Source organism: Marinobacter qingdaonensis, from assembly GCF_034555935.1.
In the GTDB taxonomy this organism is placed as follows: Bacteria; Pseudomonadota; Gammaproteobacteria; order Pseudomonadales; family Oleiphilaceae; genus Marinobacter; species Marinobacter qingdaonensis.
Genome location: NZ_JAYDCJ010000003.1, coordinates 1,013,264 through 1,032,964, shown reverse-complemented (window position 1 = coordinate 1,032,964; position 19,701 = coordinate 1,013,264). Strand labels below are relative to the sequence as shown.

At 64.8% G+C, this 19,701-nt stretch carries 20 protein-coding genes; 5 read left to right on the top strand and 15 right to left on the bottom strand.

What is annotated here, in order from left to right:
• Positions 1-111: 111 nt before the first annotated feature.
• Positions 112-1,182: an aminopeptidase gene (locus tag U5822_RS07865; RefSeq protein ID WP_322855075.1), complete on the top strand. Its 1,071-nt coding sequence runs from the start codon at positions 112-114 to the stop codon at positions 1,180-1,182.
• Here the strand turns inward: U5822_RS07865 and argA are convergent.
• From argA to coaBC, 7 genes are all read right to left on the bottom strand, one after another.
• Positions 1,156-2,463, bottom strand: a complete 1,308-nt coding sequence (gene argA / locus U5822_RS07860; RefSeq protein ID WP_322855074.1) for an amino-acid N-acetyltransferase — start codon at positions 2,461-2,463, stop codon at positions 1,156-1,158. The two genes, U5822_RS07865 and argA, sit on opposite strands and share 27 nt — an antisense overlap.
• Positions 2,464-2,494: 31 nt before the next feature.
• Positions 2,495-3,664: an acetylornithine deacetylase gene (argE, locus tag U5822_RS07855; protein ID WP_322855073.1), complete on the bottom strand. Its 1,170-nt coding sequence runs from the start codon at positions 3,662-3,664 to the stop codon at positions 2,495-2,497.
• Positions 3,665-3,693: 29 nt separating this feature from the next.
• Entirely contained in the window at positions 3,694-4,938 is a 1,245-nt protein-coding gene (locus tag U5822_RS07850; protein WP_322855072.1) for an acetylornithine deacetylase, read from the bottom strand.
• Between the two features lie 24 nt (positions 4,939-4,962).
• Positions 4,963-5,859, bottom strand: a complete 897-nt coding sequence (argB, locus tag U5822_RS07845) for an acetylglutamate kinase (RefSeq protein WP_322855071.1) — start codon at positions 5,857-5,859, stop codon at positions 4,963-4,965.
• A gap of 45 nt (positions 5,860-5,904) precedes the next feature.
• Positions 5,905-8,535: a phosphomannomutase/phosphoglucomutase gene (locus U5822_RS07840; protein WP_322855070.1), complete on the bottom strand. Its 2,631-nt coding sequence runs from the start codon at positions 8,533-8,535 to the stop codon at positions 5,905-5,907.
• A gap of 87 nt (positions 8,536-8,622) precedes the next feature.
• Positions 8,623-9,084, bottom strand: a complete 462-nt coding sequence (gene dut, locus U5822_RS07835) for a dUTP diphosphatase (RefSeq protein ID WP_322855069.1) — start codon at positions 9,082-9,084, stop codon at positions 8,623-8,625.
• A 38-nt stretch (positions 9,085-9,122) separates the two neighbouring features.
• Positions 9,123-10,325, bottom strand: coding sequence for a bifunctional phosphopantothenoylcysteine decarboxylase/phosphopantothenate--cysteine ligase CoaBC (gene coaBC, locus U5822_RS07830; protein ID WP_322855068.1), 1,203 nt, complete (start codon positions 10,323-10,325; stop codon positions 9,123-9,125).
• A 183-nt stretch (positions 10,326-10,508) separates the two neighbouring features.
• On the opposite strand from coaBC, the gene radC reads away from it, so the two are divergent.
• The 3 genes from radC (at position 10,509) to rpmG (ending at position 11,805) form a co-directional block, all read left to right on the top strand.
• A complete protein-coding gene (radC, locus tag U5822_RS07825; RefSeq protein WP_322855067.1) occupies positions 10,509-11,183 on the top strand; it encodes a RadC family protein in 675 nt (224 codons plus the stop codon).
• Positions 11,184-11,401: 218 nt separating this feature from the next.
• Positions 11,402-11,638, top strand: a complete 237-nt coding sequence (rpmB, locus tag U5822_RS07820; RefSeq protein ID WP_008173462.1) for a 50S ribosomal protein L28 — start codon at positions 11,402-11,404, stop codon at positions 11,636-11,638.
• Between the two features lie 11 nt (positions 11,639-11,649).
• A complete protein-coding gene (gene rpmG / locus U5822_RS07815) occupies positions 11,650-11,805 on the top strand; it encodes a 50S ribosomal protein L33 (protein WP_008173465.1) in 156 nt (51 codons plus the stop codon).
• Between the two features lie 80 nt (positions 11,806-11,885).
• On the opposite strand, the gene U5822_RS07810 is transcribed toward rpmG, so the two are convergent.
• The 3 genes from U5822_RS07810 to U5822_RS07800 form a co-directional block, all read right to left on the bottom strand.
• Positions 11,886-12,746 (bottom strand): endonuclease/exonuclease/phosphatase family protein, encoded by an 861-nt coding sequence (locus U5822_RS07810; RefSeq protein ID WP_322855066.1) that lies wholly within the window; start codon positions 12,744-12,746, stop codon positions 11,886-11,888.
• Positions 12,747-12,807: 61 nt separating this feature from the next.
• The gene (locus U5822_RS07805) at positions 12,808-13,446 is read right to left on the bottom strand and encodes a thiol:disulfide interchange protein DsbA/DsbL (protein WP_322855065.1); all 639 of its coding nucleotides are present in this window, start codon (positions 13,444-13,446) and stop codon (positions 12,808-12,810) included.
• Positions 13,447-13,604: 158 nt separating this feature from the next.
• A complete protein-coding gene (locus U5822_RS07800) occupies positions 13,605-14,213 on the bottom strand; it encodes a c-type cytochrome (protein ID WP_322855064.1) in 609 nt (202 codons plus the stop codon).
• Positions 14,214-14,390: 177 nt separating this feature from the next.
• Between U5822_RS07800 and yihA the strand changes: the two genes are divergently transcribed.
• Positions 14,391-15,020 carry a ribosome biogenesis GTP-binding protein YihA/YsxC gene (gene yihA / locus U5822_RS07795; protein WP_322855063.1) on the top strand — a complete coding sequence of 210 codons (630 nt, stop codon included), beginning with the start codon at positions 14,391-14,393 and terminating at the stop codon, positions 15,018-15,020.
• 6 nt (positions 15,021-15,026) lie between these two features.
• Here yihA and gntR read toward each other — a convergent pair whose 3' ends face one another.
• The 5 genes from gntR to U5822_RS07770 all read right to left on the bottom strand — a co-directional run bounded on the left by gntR (position 15,027) and on the right by U5822_RS07770 (position 19,568).
• The gene (gntR, locus tag U5822_RS07790; protein WP_322855062.1) at positions 15,027-16,025 is read right to left on the bottom strand and encodes a gluconate operon transcriptional repressor GntR; all 999 of its coding nucleotides are present in this window, start codon (positions 16,023-16,025) and stop codon (positions 15,027-15,029) included.
• A gap of 51 nt (positions 16,026-16,076) precedes the next feature.
• Positions 16,077-16,598: a gluconokinase gene (locus tag U5822_RS07785; RefSeq protein ID WP_322855061.1), complete on the bottom strand. Its 522-nt coding sequence runs from the start codon at positions 16,596-16,598 to the stop codon at positions 16,077-16,079.
• Positions 16,598-17,914, bottom strand: coding sequence for a TRAP transporter large permease (locus U5822_RS07780; protein WP_322855060.1), 1,317 nt, complete (start codon positions 17,912-17,914; stop codon positions 16,598-16,600). Before U5822_RS07780 ends, U5822_RS07785 begins: the two co-directional genes overlap by 1 nt.
• Entirely contained in the window at positions 17,907-18,485 is a 579-nt protein-coding gene (locus U5822_RS07775) for a TRAP transporter small permease subunit (protein WP_322855059.1), read from the bottom strand. Before U5822_RS07775 ends, U5822_RS07780 begins: the two co-directional genes overlap by 8 nt.
• 72 nt (positions 18,486-18,557) lie before the next feature.
• Positions 18,558-19,568, bottom strand: coding sequence for a TRAP transporter substrate-binding protein (locus U5822_RS07770; RefSeq protein WP_322855058.1), 1,011 nt, complete (start codon positions 19,566-19,568; stop codon positions 18,558-18,560).
• Between the last annotated feature and the right edge of the window lie 133 nt (positions 19,569-19,701).

Genomic DNA, 19,701 nt, shown 5'->3' with positions numbered 1-19,701 from the left:
CTTTCATCCTTGGGAACGGTGGCCAGCGCCACCTGCTACTATGGGAACCATGTCTGAAATATAACGGCGTGGCTCTGACAGGTGACCCTTGCCAATATAACATCCTGACCCATGAAACAGCTTAGTCAGATCTATTTGCTTTTGCTACTGGTAACCGGCCTGACCGGTTGCGCCACCGCCAGCTACTACGGCCAGGCCGTTTCCGGCCATTTCGGGCTGATCATGGCCGGCGAGCCGGTGGACCAACTGATCGCCGAGGACGGCACCAGCGCCGACCTGAAGCAGAAGCTGATGCTCAGCCAACAGGCCCGGGCTTTCGCCCGCGACGTCCTGGCCCTGCCGGTCGACGACGCTTTCACCGAGTTTGTCCACCTCGACCGGCCCTGGGTGGTGGTCAACCTGGTGGCGGTGCCGGAGTTTTCCCTGCGCCCCCATCGGTGGTGCTATCCGGTGCTCGGCTGCCAGGCCTACCGGGGCTACTTCGACCTGGACGACGCCCGGCTGGAACAGCGGAAATTCGACCGCCGGGGCTACGACACCTTCATCGGCGGGGTCACCGCCTACTCCACCCTGGGCTGGTTCGACGACCCCCTGCATTCCGGCTTCACCGACCTGGCCCAGGGCCGCATGGTGGCGCTGATGTTCCATGAGCTGGCCCACCGGGTGCTGTACATCGAGGGCGACACCGCGTTCAACGAGAGCTTCGCCACCGCGGTGGAATTGGAAGGACTGAAACTCTGGTCCACCCGATCGGGGGATCCGGACCTGTTCGAGCGCGCCCTGCAGCGTCTGCGCCAGCGTAACCAGACCCTGGCGCTGGTGCAGGCCACCGCGAGCCAGCTGGACACGCTTTACGCCCAGCACGGCCAGTTGCCGGACCCGGCGCTGCGGGAGCGCAAGAGCGAGCTTCTGGCCCAGCTGGCGCAGGACTACGTCACGCTGTCGGCGCAGTGGTCCCAGCCCGGCCCCCTGGGTACCCGCCCGGAGGGACTGAACAATGCCCGCATTGCCCTGTTCCGGCAGTACAACCAGTACGTGCCCGGCTTCCGCCAGCTGTTGCGGGACCAGGGCGGCCAGTTTCCCGCCTTCTACCAGGCAGTCGAGCGGCTGTCCCGGCTGCCGGAGCGCCAGCGCAGCGCCCGATTGGCCGAGCTGTCAGAGCGGTTTGAAGAAGACCTTTGATTTGCGTTGGGCGTTGTAGGACGCCAGCTTGGGCCCGGGCAACGCCTGCACGGTGGAGGCCTGGAAGCCGCGCTCCCGGAACCAGTGTTCGGTCTGGGTGGTCAGCACGAACAGTTTCTCGACGCCCTGCCCGCGCGCCAGCTTTTCCACCATCGACAGGATCTCGTCGCCACGGCCGGCCCGGCGATAGGACGGGTCCACCGCGAAACAGGACAGCTCGCCGGCCTGCTCCTCCGGGTAATGGTAGAGGGCGGCACAGCCGACGATGGTGCCATCGCGCTCGGCCACCACGTAGCGGTCGATCTCGGTCTCCAGCATCTCCCGGGACCGGCGCACCAGGATGCCCTGCTCCTCCAGTGGTTGGATCAGCTCCAGGATGCCGCCAATGTCCTCGACCCGGGCCTGACGGATCTGCTCGTAGTTGTCGCCACTGACCAGGGTGCCCGAGCCGTCCCGGGTAAACATCTCCTCCAGCAGCGCGCCGTCGTTGACGTAACTGATGATGTGGGCCCGACGCACGCCCTTGACACAGGCGTCGCAGGCGGCCCGCAGCAGCGCGGCATCGTGCCCGGTAACGGCGCCGGCAGCCAGGCGCTCGGACGCCTGCCGGGCCGAAAGCTCACGGATCAGCGAGCCATCCTCCTCCAGCAGGCCCTGGTCGTCGATGAACACCAGCAGTTTTTCCGCCTGCAACGCCGCCGCGACCTGACTGCCGACGTCCTCGTAGGACAGGTTGAAGGCGTCGCCGGTGGGGGAATAGCCCATCGGCGGCAGCAGCACGATGTGACCCTGCTCGAGCAGCTTTTCAATGCCGCCGACGTCGACTCGCCGGACCTTGCCGGTATGCCCGAAATCGATGCCGTCGAGCACGCCCACCGGTCGGGCGGCCACGTAGTTGCCGCTGCTGACCCGGATGCGGGCATTGTGCATGGGCGAATTCACCAGGCCCATGGACAGGCGACTTTCCAGATAAGCGCGCAGGCCGCCAATGGCCTCCATCACCAGCGGTAACTGCTGCTCGGGCGTGATGCGCAGGCCGCCGGCGAACGAGGACTCCACCCCGGCCCCGTCCAGTCGGGCCTGGATCTGCGGCCGGGCGCCAAAGGCCACCACCAGACGCACGCCCAGGCTGCTGAGCAGGGCAATGTCGTGAATGATGTTGATGAAGTTGCCGTGTTCGATGGCATCCCCGGGTATGGTGAGCACCACGGTGCGTCCGCGGTGCGCGTTGATGTAGGGGGATGAATGGCGAAATCCGTGCAGCCAGTCGTTCGATCTCAACCCGATCTCCAAGTCAGTCAGTTACGGCAAGTTACAGGCAGAAGGTGCGGATCAGGCCCTTGAGGATCCGAACCGTCGGCTCCAGTTGGGACAGTTCCAGAAACTCGTCCGGCTGGTGCGCCTGGTCGATGGAACCCGGGCCCATCACCAGGGTTTCCAGCCCCAGCTGCTGCAGCCAGGGCGCTTCGGTGGCGAAGGCCACCGCATGCGCGGTGTGCCCGGTCAATTTTTCGCAGGCTTGCACCAAGGCCGCGTCGGCCGCGGTCTCGAATGCAGGCACTCCGTCGAACAGCGGCTCGAACACCAGCCCCAGTTCGTGGCGCTCGGCCACCGGCCGCACCTTGGCCAGAATGGCCTGGCGCAGGCTCTCCATGTCCATGCCCGGCAGCGGCCGCAAATCAAAATGCAATTCGCACTGGGCGCAGATCCGGTTGGGGTTGTCGCCACCGTGGATGCAGCCCAGATTCAGGGTTGGCACCTGGACCTCAAAATTGGGGTTCTGGTACTGCGCCTGCCAGTGCCGACGCAGCGCCAGCAATTCGGTCATGGCCTCGTGCATGCCCTCGAGGGCGTTACGGCCGAGTGCCGGATTGGAGGAATGGCCGGACTGGCCTTCGAACTTCAGCCGCTCCATCATGATGCCCTTGTGCATCCGCACCGGTCTGAGGCTGGTGGGCTCGCCGATCACCGCGTACCGGGCCTTGGGCTTGCCCGCCTCGGCCAGCGCCCGGGCGCCGTTCATCGAGCTTTCCTCGTCGGCGGTGGCCAGGATGATCAGCGGTTCTTTCAGCGGACGGCCGGCATACTCCCGGGCCGCCTCAATGGCCAGGGCAAAGAATCCCTTCATGTCGCAGGTGCCTAAGCCGTACCAGCGGTCGTCCCGCTCGGTCAGGGCAAAGGGGTCGCTCTGCCAGCGCTTGTCGTCGTAGGGCACGGTGTCGGTATGGCCAGACAGCACCAGTCCGCCCGGGCCACTGCCCAGGGTGGCAATGAGGTTGAACTTGCCGGGCATGCCTGGCACGTCCAGAATCTCCACGGCAAAGCCGAGCGGCTCCAGCCATTCGGCCAGGGTCCGCACCACCGCCTCGTTGCTGTGGTCCCACTCCGCCGAGGCACTGCTGATGGAGGGCAAGGAAATCAGGCGCGTCAGCATTTCCTTAACGCCTGGCACCGACGCGGCATTCACTGCAGACTGCGGCATAGCATCCTCTCAGACCCGCCTGCGGGTCATCACTGGCGCCCGCGGCGCCAAACCTCGAAACCGGTGACGGCCCGAATCAGCATGGGATAGGCCACCTCACCGCCGGCCACAATCCGGGCCACCTCGAGTTCCCGCTCACCCACGCGCACCAGACGCCCTTCCACCACCTTGTCACTGGACAGGGTGACCCGGACCCGGCGTTCGATCCACTGACCGGCGTTCTCGACCGAATCAGCATACCACCCCTGCTCCGCCGGATCTTCCTGCGCCGGGATCGGCGCCGGGACGGCCAGCTGCTCGGCGGGGTCGGCGCCGGTTTCCCTTAAAAAGACGTCTGGCACCGTCGCCCCGTTGTAGGCAACCTGCCACTGGGCGGCCGACTCGGCCGGTTCGGCCCCGTGCACCGGAATACCCAGGGCGGGCGCGTTGGGCTGCAGCGCCAGGGTCAATTCGCCCCCCTCCAGCAACCATTGCCGGTACAACGCCCGCAACTGCTGACTGGGCGCCAGCCCGCGCGCCGCCAGCCCGGCCTGGAACGCCGCCAGGGCCCGGTCGGCCCAGGCCGGGGGTTCCAACCCGGCTTCCCGGGCGCAATAGGCGGCAACCCGACGCATCAAGCCGCCATCGCGCAGGGTCACGGTCATGGCCTGGTCGCTGGTGCCCAGCACCCGGTCCGGTTCCACCAGGCTCAGCCTGGCCTCCGGCCAGTTCAGCTCAATGCTGCCGGTGCCGGCGGTGCTCACTTCCGCGTACACCCCGTCCGGTTGTTGCTGGAGCAGGAACTCCCCGGCCAGGCCGGTGATGCCCATACGCATCAGATCGCCGCTGCTCAGTTGCTGGCGCGGGTCCGGGGCGCAGGACAGCACCAACCATTCGGCCTGGCCCTGGCTGTTGGCCCCGGACGCAGTGACCCAGTTGCGGAACATGGTCGCCTCCAGCACCAGGCCCACGCCATCGGCCTGCAGCGACCAGCTGGCCGGGAGCTGGCTCGGGTCCAGCAGGGCCGTGAACAGGTCGATCGGCGACCCGGCGTCAAACTCGACCCGGCCGACTTCCAGCGAGCGGGTCAACCGGAAGTCCTGCCAACTGTTGCCGGACAACACCAGACGCCCATCCAGGCTGGAGCTGATGGTGCCTCGCTGCAGCACACCGTGGGGCTCCAGGGCGGCGCGGGCCTCCGCCAGCCGCTGATCCGCCAGCCACCAGGCGCCGGCCTTGAAGGCCGCAAAGCCGACCAGCCCCAGTACCACCAGCAGTGTAAGCAGGCGTTTCATCCGAGCACTCCTAGCGCTGTGTCATCAGTTGCGGGAAATCAGGGTACCCACACCCTCATCGGTGAAGATTTCCAGCAGGCAGGCGTGCGCCACCCGGCCGTCGATGATGTGGGAGGTGCGTACGCCGTTTTCCACCGCGTTCAGGGCGCAGCGGATCTTAGGCAGCATGCCGCCGTGGATGGTGCCGTCCTCGATCAGGGCATTGACCTGCTGGGCAGTCAGACCAGTCAGCACCTTGTCTTCCTTGCTCTTCAGGCCGGACACGTTGGTCAGCAGGATCAGCTTCTCCGCCTTCATGGCCTCGGCCACCTTGCCTGCCACCAGGTCGGCGTTGATGTTGTAGGATGCACCGTCCGGACCCACGCCGATGGGCGCGATGACCGGAATCACGTTGCTGCGGGTGAGCATGTCGATGACGTCGACGTTGACGCTGGCGACCTCGCCCACGTGCCCGATGTCGATGATTTCCGGCCGCTCCAGCTCCGGGGACCGGTCCACCACCTCGAGCTTGCGGGCCCGGATCAGGTTCGCGTCCTTACCGGTCAGGCCCACGGCGGTGCCGCCCTGAGCGTTGATCAGCGACACGATCTCCTTGTTGACCTGGCCGCCCAGAACCATCTCGACCACGTCCATGGTTTCGGCATCGGTCACCCGCATGCCGTTGACGAACCGGGACTGGATGTTCAGGCGCGCCAGCAGCTCACCGATCTGCGGGCCACCGCCGTGCACCACGATGGGGTTGAGCCCCACCAGCTTCATCAGCACCACATCGCGGGCGAAGCTGCTCTTGAGCTCCTCATTCTCCATGGCGTTGCCGCCGTACTTGATCACCACGGTCTTACCGGTAAACCGCTGAATATACGGCAGGCCCCGGCTCAGAACCGAGGCCACCTGCATTGCTGTATCACGATCCAACGCCATGTTGTTGCCTTATCATTCGGTAGTCGAAAGTTGTTGGGTCAGCGGTCAGAAGTCCGCTGTGATGTCGGGCGCCGCCTTGGCCAGCTGCTCCCGGAATATGCCCTTGATCCGGTCCAGACCCTGTTCGGTCTCGGCCTCGAACCTCAGCACCAGCACGGGCGTGGTGTTGGACGCCCGGCACAGGCCCCAGCCGTCGGCGTAGTCGACACGAATGCCATCGATGGTGCTGATGTTACCGTCGCCAAACTGCCCCTCCTGGCCCAGTCGGTCAATGATCCCGAATTTGCTGCTCTCGGTCACCTCGACATTCAGCTCGGGGGTGCTGATGTCTTCCGGGAAATCGTCAAAGACCTCATCACTGTGGCGGTCCTCGATGCCGAGGATTTCCAGCAGCCGTGCCGCCGAATACAAGCCATCGTCAAAGCCGTACCAGCGCTCGCCGAAGAAAATGTGACCACTCATCTCGCCCGCCAGCAGGGCTCCGGTCTCCTTCATCTTGGCTTTCATCAGCGAGTGCCCGGTCTTCCACATAATCGGCCGACCGCCGGCCTCGGAAATCACCCCGGCCAGACGGCGGCTGCACTTGACGTCGTAGAGCACGTCGGCGCCCGGATTACGGGACACCACGTCCCGGGCGAACAGCATCAGCAGCCGGTCGGGCCAGATGATCTTGCCACTGTTGGTGACCACCCCAAGCCGGTCGCCGTCGCCATCGAACGCCAGGCCGATGTCGGCCTTTTCCTCTTTCACCCGGGCAATCAGGTCCGCCAGGTTGGCCGGTTTGCCCGGATCCGGGTGGTGGTTCGGGAAATCGCCATCCACCTCGCAGTACATGGGCACCACCTCGCAGCCCAGCTCCTCGATGAGCATCGGCGCCAGCTCCCCGGCAATGCCGTTACCGGCATCGACCACCACTTTCAGCGGCGCGGCCACGGCGATGTCACCGACGATGCGATCGAGGTAGGCGCGGCGGATATCCTCGGACGACTGGCTGCCCTGACCGCTGGCGAAGTCGCCGGTCTGGGCCCGCTGGTACAGCTTTTCGATGGTCTCGCCCGACAGGGTTTCGCCGCCGAGCATGATCTTCAGGCCATTGTAGTTGGCCGGGTTGTGGCTGCCGGTGACCATGACGCCGGACCCGGTCTGCAGCTCCTGGGTCGCGAAATAGAGGACCGGGGTGGGTACCGCGCCGACGTGGATGACGTTACAGCCGGTCGCCATGATGCCGCGGGCCAGGGCCTCGGCCAGTTCCGGGCTGGAATGGCGGCCATCGTAACCGACGCAGAGGGTGTCGAGGCCGCGCTCAGCCGCCTCGGAGCCGATGGCCCGGCCGATCACCTGGACCACCTCGGCGGACAGGGTCTCGCCAACAATGCCGCGGATGTCGTAGGCCCGAAAGATATCGGGCGACAACGCCACCGCTGGCGCCGCCGCCTCCGCCACGTCGGGCGTGTCAGCGCCGAACAGGGTGTCGTCGCCACTGCCAAAGCCCAGCACGTCCTCGTCGCCATCGAGCATGTCGATTTCCGGCATGTCTTTGTCCTGGAACAGGGGCTCGTCCTCCGCCGCGGCCGGGGCCTGAGCACCGGCGGGCTTTTTCGGGCGCGCCATGTCCACGGCCTTGGCGATGCGCTTGTCCACCACCTGGGACAGACGGAACAGGACTTCGCCGGTGGACGCCATCATGTCCCACTGCAAGCTGGGCAACTTGACCCGCTCGCCCCCGAACACCTTGTGGGCCCACTGCATCAGGGCGGTGGCGTCCTGGCGCAGACCGCGCTGGGCGCCGCCGAGCAGGACAAAGACCAGAATCGCCGCGAGCAGCACCGGTACCCCGACCAGAATGGCCACCAGCACGGTGTCGACCGGGGCCGCCGGCTGCGAGGCCGGGGTGTAGGCCACCGCCCAGTCCGGGTTGGCCAGGGTCCGGGTCACCGCCGCACCGGAGCCACTGCCGTTGCTGACCACGGCCCGGGAGGTGCCGCCGACATTCTGGGTCAGCGCCAGCTGCCCACCCAGGTCGGCATTGGACACCTGCAGCAGCGGCCGCAGCTGGACCGCGTCGAAGATCACCAGCAGGCTGCCGGTTACCGCCTTGCTCACCGGGTTGCGCACCGGCGTCGCCATCTGGATCAACCAGCGGTTGTCCCGGGGGAAGGCATCCGGATGCAGCTGGCCGCCGGATTCCGCCCGGCGCAGCAGCTCCAGGCCCGCGAAACCCAGCAACCCGCGATCGCTGGCGGTACGCGGGATCTGGTCATAGGGGAACAGGTGCACGTCGACGACGCCCGGCAGTGCCTGGCTCAGACTGGCCTCGGCGTCGGCGACGCCGGTGGTGCCGGAGACCGCGGCCATCACATCCGGACGGGTCGCCAGACCGCTGACGCTGGCCTGCATCAGCGCCAGGTATTGATTGAGGCGCTGGGCCGCCGCCTCGGCTTCGATGGCGGTTTGCTGGGCCAGGCGCTGACTGGTTGCCGGCTGCACCGCCAGGAAATGGATCAGGACCGCCGCCACCACCCCGGCCAGCACCACCACCAGGGCCTGGGACAGGGCAACCGAGTTCAGCTTCTTGAGATTGGTCCCGGGTGCCGAGGAGTTCTTGCCTTTCTTCGCCGCCTTTTTCGCCGATTTGTCCTCACCGGCTACATCGGAAGTCTTCTTACCCAGCTTCATGGTCCATCCTGCAGTTGTCGTTGTTCATCCTGGACAAGCACTGTTCGCACAGTATAGCCGCGCGCCTCAAGGTTTGGTCCGGCCGCGTCAGTGGGTGCCGGTCGAGCCAAAACCACCTTCGCCGCGATCACTGGCGTCAAATTCGGACACCACTTCGAACTGCGCCTGCACCACGGGCACCAGCACCAGTTGTGCAATGCGCTCGCCCACCTCGATGGTGAACGGGGTCTGGCCCCGGTTCCAGCAGGACACCATCAACTCGCCCTGGTAATCGGAGTCGATCAGACCCACCAGGTTGCCCAGCACGATACCGTGCTTGTGACCCAGACCGCTGCGGGGCAGGATCATGGCGGCCAGGGACGGGTCGCCGATGTGAATGGACAGCCCGGTCTTGAGCAACTCGGTCTGCCCCGGTTCCAGGGTCAGCGGCTGGTCCAGGCAGGCCCGGAGATCGAGGCCGGCGGAACCGTCGGTGGCGTATTCGGGAAAGGCAATCTGGTTTCCGATGCGGTCATCGAGAATCCGCACCTGCAGCTTGGTTTTGCTCATGGTTTGTCCTGTCGTTCGAAAATTGGGTCGCTGCCCGGTCAGGCCGGGTCGGCGTTGAGCTGTTCGCTGATCAATGCCACCAGCCGCTCGGCGATGCGCTGCTTGCTGTCCGGACCGATGGCGGTCTGGCCTTCGGGCCAGAACACCGTGACCGCGTTGTTCTCGCTGTTGAAACCCAGACCCGGTACCGAGACATCGTTGGCGACAATCATCCGCAGCTTCTTGCGCTGCATCTTGTCGACCGCGTACCGGGCGACGTCGCTGGTTTCCGCGGCAAAGCCGACGGTGAACGGGGCGTCGTCCCGCCCGGCAATGGTGGCCAGGGTATCGGGATTGCGGACCAGCGGCAGCGCCATCTGTTCGCTGGATTTCTTGATCTTGTCGCCGGCACAGGTCTCCGGGCGGTAATCGGCCACGGCCGCGGTGGCCACGAACAGGTCGCAGCCTTCATCCACCGCCGCCGATGCCTGGGCCAACATGTCGTCGGCCGTCACCACGGGGCGCACGTCGACGCCGGCCGGGGCCGGCAGGCTGACCGGGCCGCTGACTAGCACGACCCGGGCGCCGGCGTCCCGGGCCGCCTCGGCCAGGGCATAACCCATGCGCCCGGAACTGTGATTGCTGATGTAGCGGACCGGGTCGATGGGCTCCCGGGTCGGGCCGGCGGTGATCACCACCCGCTTGCCCGCCAGCAGACCGGAGGTGCCGGTGTCGGCCACCAGACCGGCCAGCACCAGCGGCTCGAGCATGCGCCCGGGGCCGGTATCGCCACAGGCCTGTTCGCCCTGATCCGGACCCCACAGGCTAATCTGGGGATCCTCCTGCAGCAGGCGCAGGTTACGCTGGGTCCGGTGGTTGCTCCACATGGCCTGGTTCATCGCCGGCGCGACGGCAATCGGCGCCTCGGTGGCGCAACACAGGGTGGTCAGCAGGTCATCGGCCATACCCTGGGCCAGGCGCGCAAGAAAGTCGGCGGACGCCGGCGCCACCACCACCTGGTCGGCCCACTTGGCCAGCTCGATGTGGCCCATGCCGGACTCGGCTTCCGGGTCCAGCAGGGAGGTACGGACCGGCTCGCCACTGAGGGCCTGGAAGGTCAGCGGCGTGACGAAGGCCTCGGCCCCGGACGTCATGACCACGCGCACCTCGTGCCCGGCCTTTTTCAACAGGCGAACCAGCTCTGCACTCTTGTAGGCGGCAATACCCCCGGTAATCCCCAGGAGAATTCGTTTGACGGCCATACGGGCTCCGTATCCTCACAAAAAGAAAGGCTTATAAGATAGCATGCTCTGCCCTTGCAGACAGCCTGCGCACTGGCCCCGACGTTTACCGATTGTTACCTTTTAAAGTAACCTTTGTAACCTTCAGATGTAGCCCGGCGCAGGACGCGCCCGGCTTTGTCCGCCAACCGCAAGGAAGCTCACATGTCGGATACCACCTGGCCCCGGGACGAACGCCCCCGGGAACGCCTGCTGCGCCATGGCGCCGAATCGCTTTCGGACGCCGAACTGCTCGCCATTTTCCTGCGCACCGGCACCGCCGGCACCCCGGTGCTGACCCTGGCCCGCACCCTGGTGGCCGAGTTCGGTGGCTTGCGCGGACTGATGACCGCGTCCCACAGCCAGTTCTGCCAACTGCGCGGACTGGGCACCGCCAAGTACACCCAGATCCAGGCGGCCATGGAAATGGCCCGCCGGGTGATGGACGAGCCATTGCGCCAGGGTCAGCCCCTGCGCTCACCGGAGGACACCCGACGCTTCCTGACCAGCCGGCTCGGCACCTACCCGCACGAAGTGTTCGCGGCGCTGCTGCTGGACAACCGGCACCGGGTCATCCAGTACCGCGAGCTGTTTCGGGGCACCATCGACGGCGCCGCCGTTTACCCCCGGGAGGTGGTGCGCCAGGCCCTGGAGGACAATGCCGCGGCGGTGATCTTCGCCCACAACCACCCGTCCGGCGTGGCCGAACCGAGCCAGGCCGACATCAGCCTGACCCGGCGCCTGAAAGAGGCTTTGGCTCTGGTCGATATCAGGGTTCTTGACCATATGGTCGTGGGCCACGGTGAGGTAATATCCCTGGCTGAACGGGGACTGATGTAAGAGCTCCAGCACCGGCGCCGGAAAACTGGCCAAATTCCCAACAATTTTTTGCGTTGGGGGGCGAGTTCTGGTATAAAAGCGTCCCTTTCTGGCGGCGTCTGGCGAGCAGCGTGCACTTTGTAGGCGCACACAGGGGCAAACAGGTGCTCCTTGGCAACCAGAGACGCATTAAAAACGAATTTGTATTATTGAGACCATTGCTCAGGTCGGAGGCAAGTATGTCCAGAGTTTGTCAGGTTACCGGTAAGCGTCCGGTATCCGGTAACAACGTTTCCCACGCGATGAACCACACTCGTCGCCGTTTTCTGCCGAATCTGCAGAACCACCGTTTCTGGGTTGAGTCCGAGAAGCGTTTCGTGAAGCTGCGCGTTTCCACCAAGGGCATGCGCATCATCGACAAAAAAGGCATTGACGCTGTGCTGGCAGACCTTCGTGCCCGCGGCGAGAAATTTTAAGGAGCCGCATCATGCGCGAGAAAATCAAGCTGGTATCTTCAGCAGGCACTGGTCACTTCTACACGACCAAAAAGAACAAGCGTAACACCCCGGAAAAGATCGAGATCAAAAAGTACGATCCGGTCGTCCGCAAGCACGTTGCGTACAAGGAAGCCAAGATCAAGTAAGACTTGATCAGGCCTTCAACAAAAAAACCCGGCTTCTGGCCGGGTTTTTTTGTGTCTTGCGAACCGCTAGCGATGCAATCTCAAAAGGTTTCCACATAGCCTTTCGGCAACGCCACGTCCATGGCGATGGGCAGGTGGTCCGACACCGGATAGCTGACCACTTCGGAGCGCCGGATCTCCAGCGACGGACTCACCAGGATGTGATCCAGCGCCTTTTCCGGACGCCAGCTCGGGAAGCTGTGGGCGGTGCCCGGCAGGGGCACCAGATCGGTCTCTTTCAGGGGGGTCTGGGTCAGCAGTTCCTCGGCGTGGTTGTTCATGTCCCCCATCAACACCACGTGCCGGTAATCGGCGATTTGCTCACGGATGTAGCCGAGCTGGCGCTGCTGCGCGGTCTTGCTCAGCGACAGATGCATCAGCACCAGCACCAGCGGATCCTCCTCGGAGCCGTAGCGGGCGATGATGGCGCCACGGCCGGGAATCAGGCCGGGCAACTTGTGCTCGGTGACGTCCAGGGGTCGGAACCGGCTCAACAGACCGTTGCTGTGCTGGGCGATCTGGCCCAGGTTGCGATTCAGTTGCTGGTACCAGTAAGGAATGCCCGACGCCTCGGCCAGGTACTGGACCTGATTGATGTAGCCGCTGCGCAGACTGCCGCCGTCGCACTCCTGCAGGGCCACCACGTCGTAGTTGCCGATCAGGTGGGCGATGCGGTCCAGATTTTGGATCCGGTTCCGGTGCGGCAGCACGTGCTGCCAACTGCGGGTCAGGTAGTGTCGGTAGGAGGAGGTGTTGATCCCGACCTGAATGTTGAAGGTCAGCAAACGGATGTGGCGATGGGGCTCGAATTCCGGGACATGGTCAAAGCCGGAGCAGTTGCTGCGCGGCTGACCGGCTGGGTTAACGAGCCCGTTCAAATGCTTGCGGATTCGCTTGTACATGGTGCCAACCCCGTTCTGCCTCCCGAACAGCCCGCAGCCTGGCAGCCGCGGGCACTCTCCGTTATTCGGCGCCGGTGCCGCGTTCCTTGGCGACCAGGTAATCAACCACCTCGAGTGTGGCTTCGTGACTGCCGGCCATGGACGCGCTCACCTTGTATTTGCCATTTACCAGCATAGTCGGAACCCCGGTGATGCGCGCGCCCCGAATTTTTGACTGGGCCTGCTGCATCCGGGCGTTCACGCCAAAGCTCTGATAGTTCTTGAGAAAAGCGTCGGCATCAACGCCGTAGCCGGCGACAAAATCGGCCAATGCTTCGGGCGTGTTCAACGGACGACGCTCACCGGCCAGCGCCTCGAACAGCGCGTCGTGCACCTTGTCGAGCTGACCCATGGCTTCCAGTGCATAGTAGGCGCGGGCATGAGGCTCCCAGGACCGGCCCAGGGCCGCCGGCATCATCACGAATTCAACGTCCTCGGCCAGCCCCTCTTCCCAGGCTTCCACCACCGGCTTGAAGTTGTAACAGTGCGGACAGCCGTACCAGAACACTTCGGCCACCTCGACCTTGCCGTTGCTGTCGGTACGAACCGGCGTATCCAGCTTTTGGTAGTGCGTGCCCTCCTCCCAGGTGTCTGCACTGGCGGGCGCGCCAACGGCAAAAGCAACTGCCAGGAAAGCCGCGGTTCCGAGTGTTCTGATCATTCAACTTCTCCAATATCCGAATCGTGAGTGTGAGGGATTATGACCCAGGCAGCCGAAAAAGTTCCACAGCCGGGCCCAATCGGTCGATTACAGAGCTGTTAACAACAAAAAACCCCGCTTCAAGCGGGGTTTTTGCGGTTTCGACTGGCGCTGACGGCTCAGTGCAGACCCGACACGTAGTTGGCCACGGCCTCGATTTCGGCGTCGGTCAGCTTGGCCGCAACGTCCATCATGATGGCCGCGTTGGAGCCAGTGGCACGCTCGCCACCCCGGTAGGCCTTCAGCTGCTTGCTGATGTACTCGGCGTTCTGGCCGCTCAGGCGCGGGTAGCCGCCGGGCTCGTTACCCATGCCCTGGGGGTTGTGACAGCCAGCGCAGGCGGGCACGCCCGACGCCATGTTACCACCGCGGTACAGGGCCGCGCCCTGCTCGACCAGGTCCGGGTTGGCCTGGTTCAGCGGCATGTCCTGCTCGTTGAAGTAGGCCGCCAGGTCCTGCAGCTCCTGCTCGGACTTGCCATCCAGGATGCCGGTCATTTCCGCGATCACCCGGTCACCGGACTGAATCGCCACCAGCTGCTGGTACAGGTACTTCTCGCCCAGACCGGACAGCTTGGGATAGCTGCCCATGATGGGCTTCTGGCCAGCCTGGCCGTGGCATCCGGCACATACCGCTGCATTCTGTTCGCCCGCTTGAGGATCTCCTGCCCCGTGCGCCATCGCTGTGAGGCCAACACCGAGAACAACTCCTGCGATCAGTTTTTTCATGCTCGCTCCGCTTCTCTCATCTTATAAAGGGTATTCTTCATCGTGCAGCCGGCAGGCACTGACCAATCAGGCGCAAAACCGGGGCTGACAGCGGTCGCGCTCGGCGCGCCGCCCGGAATTGGTGTAGCATTATACATTAATCCCCGATAACTGAAATCCAAAGGAAAGCCAACCGCTGTGGACCCTGAGCTGAGTTCCAAACCCCTGTCTTTCAACAGTGCCCGCTTCCTCATCAGCGCCTCCCGGCTGGACGAATGCCCGCCGGATTCCGGTGCCGAAGTGGCCTTCGCCGGCCGGTCCAACGCCGGCAAATCCAGCGCCCTGAATGCCATCACCGCCAATGGCAAGCTGGCCCGCACCAGTAAGACCCCGGGCCGGACCCGGCTGATCAACTTCTTCACCCTTAACCGCGAAGGCTGCCGCCTGGTGGACCTGCCCGGCTACGGCTACGCCAAGGTGTCACGGAACATGAAGGACGACTGGCAACAGCACCTGGGCCACTACCTGAACGACCGGCGCTGCCTGCGCGGCCTGGTGCTGGTGATGGACATCCGCCACCCGCTGACCGATTTCGACCAAATGATGGTGAATTGGTGCGAGCATAACAACCTCGCCCTGATGATTCTGGCCACCAAGGCCGACAAGCTGAAATTCGGTCAGGCGAAAACCGCGATGCTGGGCATTGCCAAGCAGCTGAAGGAATTCAGCTGTGTCCAACACCTGATCATGTTCTCGGCCACCTCCAAGCGCGGGGTGGATGACTGCCGGGAGGCCCTGTCGGACTGGCTGGAAGCGCCGGCCGACTGACGGCAGTCAGAGGGTGCCGCCGCACTCGATGCGATAGCCCAGATCGATGCTGGTGGTCTCCAGGGGCTGGCCCGACAGGCGCGCCAGCAACTCCTGGGCGGCACGCTGGCCGACCGCCTCCCTCGGGGTAATGACGCTGGCGAGCCGGGGTACCATCACCTGGCCAACGTCATGGCCGTGGAAACCGGCGATGGCAATGGCCTCGGGCACCTGGATTCCCCGGCGCTGGCACTCGAAGTAGGCGCCGATGGCGACGTCGTCGTTGGTGCAGAAGATGGCGTCGGTGTCCGGGTTCTCCGCCAGGATGCGCGCCAACAGGGTGGCCCCGACACTGAACGAAGAGCGCTGCTCGCTGCGCAGGGTCACCGGCTGCAACCCCGCCTCGGTCATGGCCCGGGCATAGCCCTCCTGCCGCTGCAGGGTCCGGGCATCCAGTCGTACCGCCAGGTACACGATCGACCGCCGGCCCCGGCGGATCATCTCCCGCACCATGTCATAGGCCGCCTGCACGTTGTCGAAACCCACCGCCTGCTGGAACGGCCGGCTGTGGGTGTCCATGATCTCCACCGTCGGCACCCCGGCGGTTTCCAGCATCCTCAGGGTGCGCTCGGTGTGCTGGCTTTCCGACAGGATCAGGCCATCGACGTTGTAGGACAGCAGCGCGGACAGGCTGCGCTCCTCGATCTCCGGGCTGTAGCCGTAGTGCGCCAGCATCAGGTGGTAGCCGGCATGTTCGGTCACCGACTCCACCCCCTTGATGACGTCGGCAAACACCTGGTTGGTGAGCGAGGGCAGCAACACGCCCACGGCGTGGCTTTTTGCCTTGGACAACAGGTCCGGGGCCCGGTTCGGGATGTAGCCCAGCGCCTCGGCCTCGGCGAAGATGCGCTCGCGCATTTTCTCGGACACATTGTCGGCGCCCCGCAGGCAGCGGCTCACGGTCATCTTGGTGGCGCCAACCCGGTCGGCGATATCCTGCAGTGTCGGACGTTTTTTCTTGCTCATGCCTGTTTCCTGATCGCCAGCGGCACCCCTGGGGGCGCGCCGGCTGTGATGTCAGCCATCGGCATCTTCCCTGGCCCGGCCCAGCTGCGCAAGGCATTGCTGCACCAGGGTGTCGGGACGGGCCTCGACATCCAGGGTAATGACCGCTTCGTCCCGCGCCGGCTCCTCCAGCGAGCCGAACTGGCTTTCCAGCATGGCCTGGCCATTGAAGTAGTGGTCCTGGCGCCGGGCGTGGCGGGCCCAGATGGTGTCAAAGTCCCCGCGCAGGTACACCAGGCGCAGACCCGGGTTACCGGCCCGAAGCCGGTCCCGGTAGTTGCGCTTCAGGGCCGAGCAGGCCAATACCAGCCCCGCCTCCTGGGCCTCGATCAGGGTGGCCAGATCGGCCAGCCAGCCGGCCCGGTCGGCGTCGGTCAGGGGGATGCCGTTGGCCATTTTCTCCACGTTGGCCTGGCTGTGGTAACTGTCGGCGTCAAAGAAGGGCACGCCCAGGGCCTGGGCCAGCAGGGAGCCGATCAGGCTCTTGCCGCAGCCGGACACCCCCATGACCACCAGTTTTGGAGCCTCGGTCATCATTGCCACCATAGTGCCAGTTGCGGGAAGGCGATCAGCAGGCCGAGCGCCAGGATCTGCAGCAGGATGAACGGCATCAGGGAACGGAAGATCTCGCCCAGGCTGATGTCCTTGGGCGCCACCGTCTTCAGGTAAAAGGCGGCCGGGCCGAACGGCGGCGACAAGAAGGAAACCTGCATGTTCATGCAGAACACCACGCCAAACCAGATCGGGCTGTAGCCCAGCTCGATGACGATGGGCACGAAGATCGGCATGGTCAGCAGGGCCACGCCGACCCAGTCCAGAAACATACCCAGCACCAGCAGGATCAGCATCATGAACAGGATGGTGAGCAAGCCGTCACCGCCGCTGACCGCAAACACCATGTCGCGCACGAAGTCGATGCCGCCCATCAGGTTGTAGACTCCGACCAGCGCCGTGGCGCCAATGCCGATCCAGATGATCATGCCGCATACCCGCAGGGTGCTAATGGTGGCCTTGCGCACCATGGCCAGGGACAGTTCGCCGCGCACCCAGGTGCTGAGGGCGATGCCGACCACACCCAGGGCCGAGGCCTCGGTAACGGAGGCCACGCCGCCATAGATGCTGCCCAGCACCACCACCACGGACAGGATCGGGAACAGCAGGGCCTTGAAGAAGTTCGGCGCCGGGGTCTCCGGCTGGTCCTGATCCGAGGGCAGCGGGGCCATGTCCGGCTTGAGCCAGACCCGGATGAGGACATAGCCCATGTACAGCAACGCCAGCAGCAGGGCCGGGGCAAACGCGCCCTTGAACAGGTCACCGATGGACACGTTGGCGGTCAGGCCATAGATGATCAGGACAATGCTCGGCGGCAACATGGTGCCCAGGGCGCCACCGGCGCAGGTGGTGCCGATCGCCAGCTTGCGGTCGTAACCCAGGCGCAGCATCTGGGGCAGCGCCAGAATGCCGAGCAGCACGGTTTCACCGCCAATCACCCCGGACATGGAGGCCAGGATGACCGCGACCACCAGGGTCTGGATCGCCACGCCCCCGCGCAGGCGCCGACCGAGCCGGGCCATGGCGTCGAACAGGTCACGGGCGATGCCGGAATGGTCCAGCAACGAGGCCATCAGCACAAACATCGGCACCGCCAGGAACACGTAGTTGCCAATGAAGCTGTACAGCCGGCTGCTGACGATCGGCAGCGCGTCCGGGCCGAACCAGCCCAGGGCGAACACCAGGGCCACCAGGCCGGTGGCGAACGCCAGCTGCATGCCGGTCAACAGCAGTACAATCAGCAGCACCAGCATCAGCAGACTGCCGTAGCCGATGCCCAGGGAAGCCAGTTCAAACATCGCGGTGCTCCTTGTTGCGCAGGTCCCGAATCAGGTGCAGCAGGAATTGCAGGGTCAGGATCACCACGGCCACGAAAATGACCACCTTCAACAGCGCCGGAAACGGCGGATTCCAGGCCGACCCCGACGTCTCCAGGCGCCAGCCGCCCCAGGGCGCGACCACCGCCGCCTTGGCCATGAACCAGCTGGCGTACAGCAGCAGGCTGCTGAACGCCAACCCCAGCAGGTGATGAACGATGCGCAACCAGCGCTGGATGCGGGGCGACACCGAGTCGTAGACCAGGACAATGCGCACGTGCTTGTCGGTGGCCAGGGCGTACAGGCCGCCCAGCACGAACAGGGTCGCGCCGGCAAAGGTGACCGTCTCATGGACCCACAGGGTCGGGGCATTGAACAGATAGCGACGGACGATCTCGTACAGGGACACCACGGCAATCAGGGCAAACACCAGGCTCAGCTTTTTTCCGAGCCAGACAATGCCACGGTCGAGCCGGGTAAAGCCGACGTCTTCGGCCGGCTCCGGCACCAGATCGCCAGACTCCGGCGGCAGGGGTTCGTGTTCGGCAGGCATAACAACTCCCAACCCCGGCCCCGATGACCGGGGCCGAAGTAATTCCTTAGCAAACGGGCACAGGGTTCAGGGTCAGAGCAGACCCTGGGACTCCAGGTAGGCGGTGACCGAGCGGTACACCTTCTCGGCGTTGGGCGACTGTTCGGCGTACACCTTCCACTGGTCTCGGGCGATGGTCCGGAACTTCCGGCGCTCCTCGGCGGACCAGTCGTGCACCGTGATCTCCGGGTTGTCGCGCGCCTCCATGACCGCGGTCTTGTCGGCCATGGCCAGCTGGGTGCTGATGTCCTGGGCAAAATCCCGGGCCGACACGGTCAGGATGGCCTGGATGTCTTCCGGCAAGGTGTTCCAGGTCTTCAACCGCATGGCGATTTCGATCAGCGGCAGGGAATGGAAACCGGGGTAGACCGGGTGCGCGGCAATGTCGTGCAGGCCGGCGTTGTGGTTGGTGGAGAACACGGTGTAGTCGGCGGCGTCGATCACGCCTTTGCCGAGTGCGGTGTAGACCTCGGAGCCGGGCAGGTTGACCGGCGCCGCGCCCGCGGCGGCGAACACCGACTGCACCAGCCCCTCTGGCGCCCGCATTTTCAGCCCGGCCAGATCGTCCACACTGTTCAGCGGCTTCTTGGACACGAAGGACTCCAGGCCGGTGCCACCACCGCCGACAAACTTCACGCCGTAGGGCTGGTAGAGCTCGTTCATCAGCTCGTAGCCGCCGCCGTGGTTGATGTAGTCGATCAGCTGGTCCGGGCTGGACCAGGCGCCCACGGTGTTGCCGATCAGGCCGAAGGCGGGATCCTGGCCGGAAAAGTAGCCGGTGACCGAGATGTGACCGTCGAGCACGCCCATCTTCATGGCGCCCAGGGTTTCGGTGTGGCTGACGACGCTGCCAACCGGCAGCAGATCGATGCTGACCCGGCCACCGGTCATGGTTTCGACCCGATCCGCCCACTGCAGCTGGATCTCGAAATTCTTGACCCCGGACGGGTCGGACGACTGGAACTTGAGGTTGAAATCGGCAGCCGCGGCGTGCAGTGCGAACGAGGCCGAAAGCAGGCCGGCGGCGAGACGTTGGGTAAACATACGTGGCTCCTGGTTGTTTTTGTAGCGGCAAATGTTACCGGTAACATTGCGGAGTCTAGAGAAAACCGGCGGGCCTGACAAGCACGAAAATGTATCCGGATTGGGGATAAAAAAACCGGTCTGCCAGAGACAG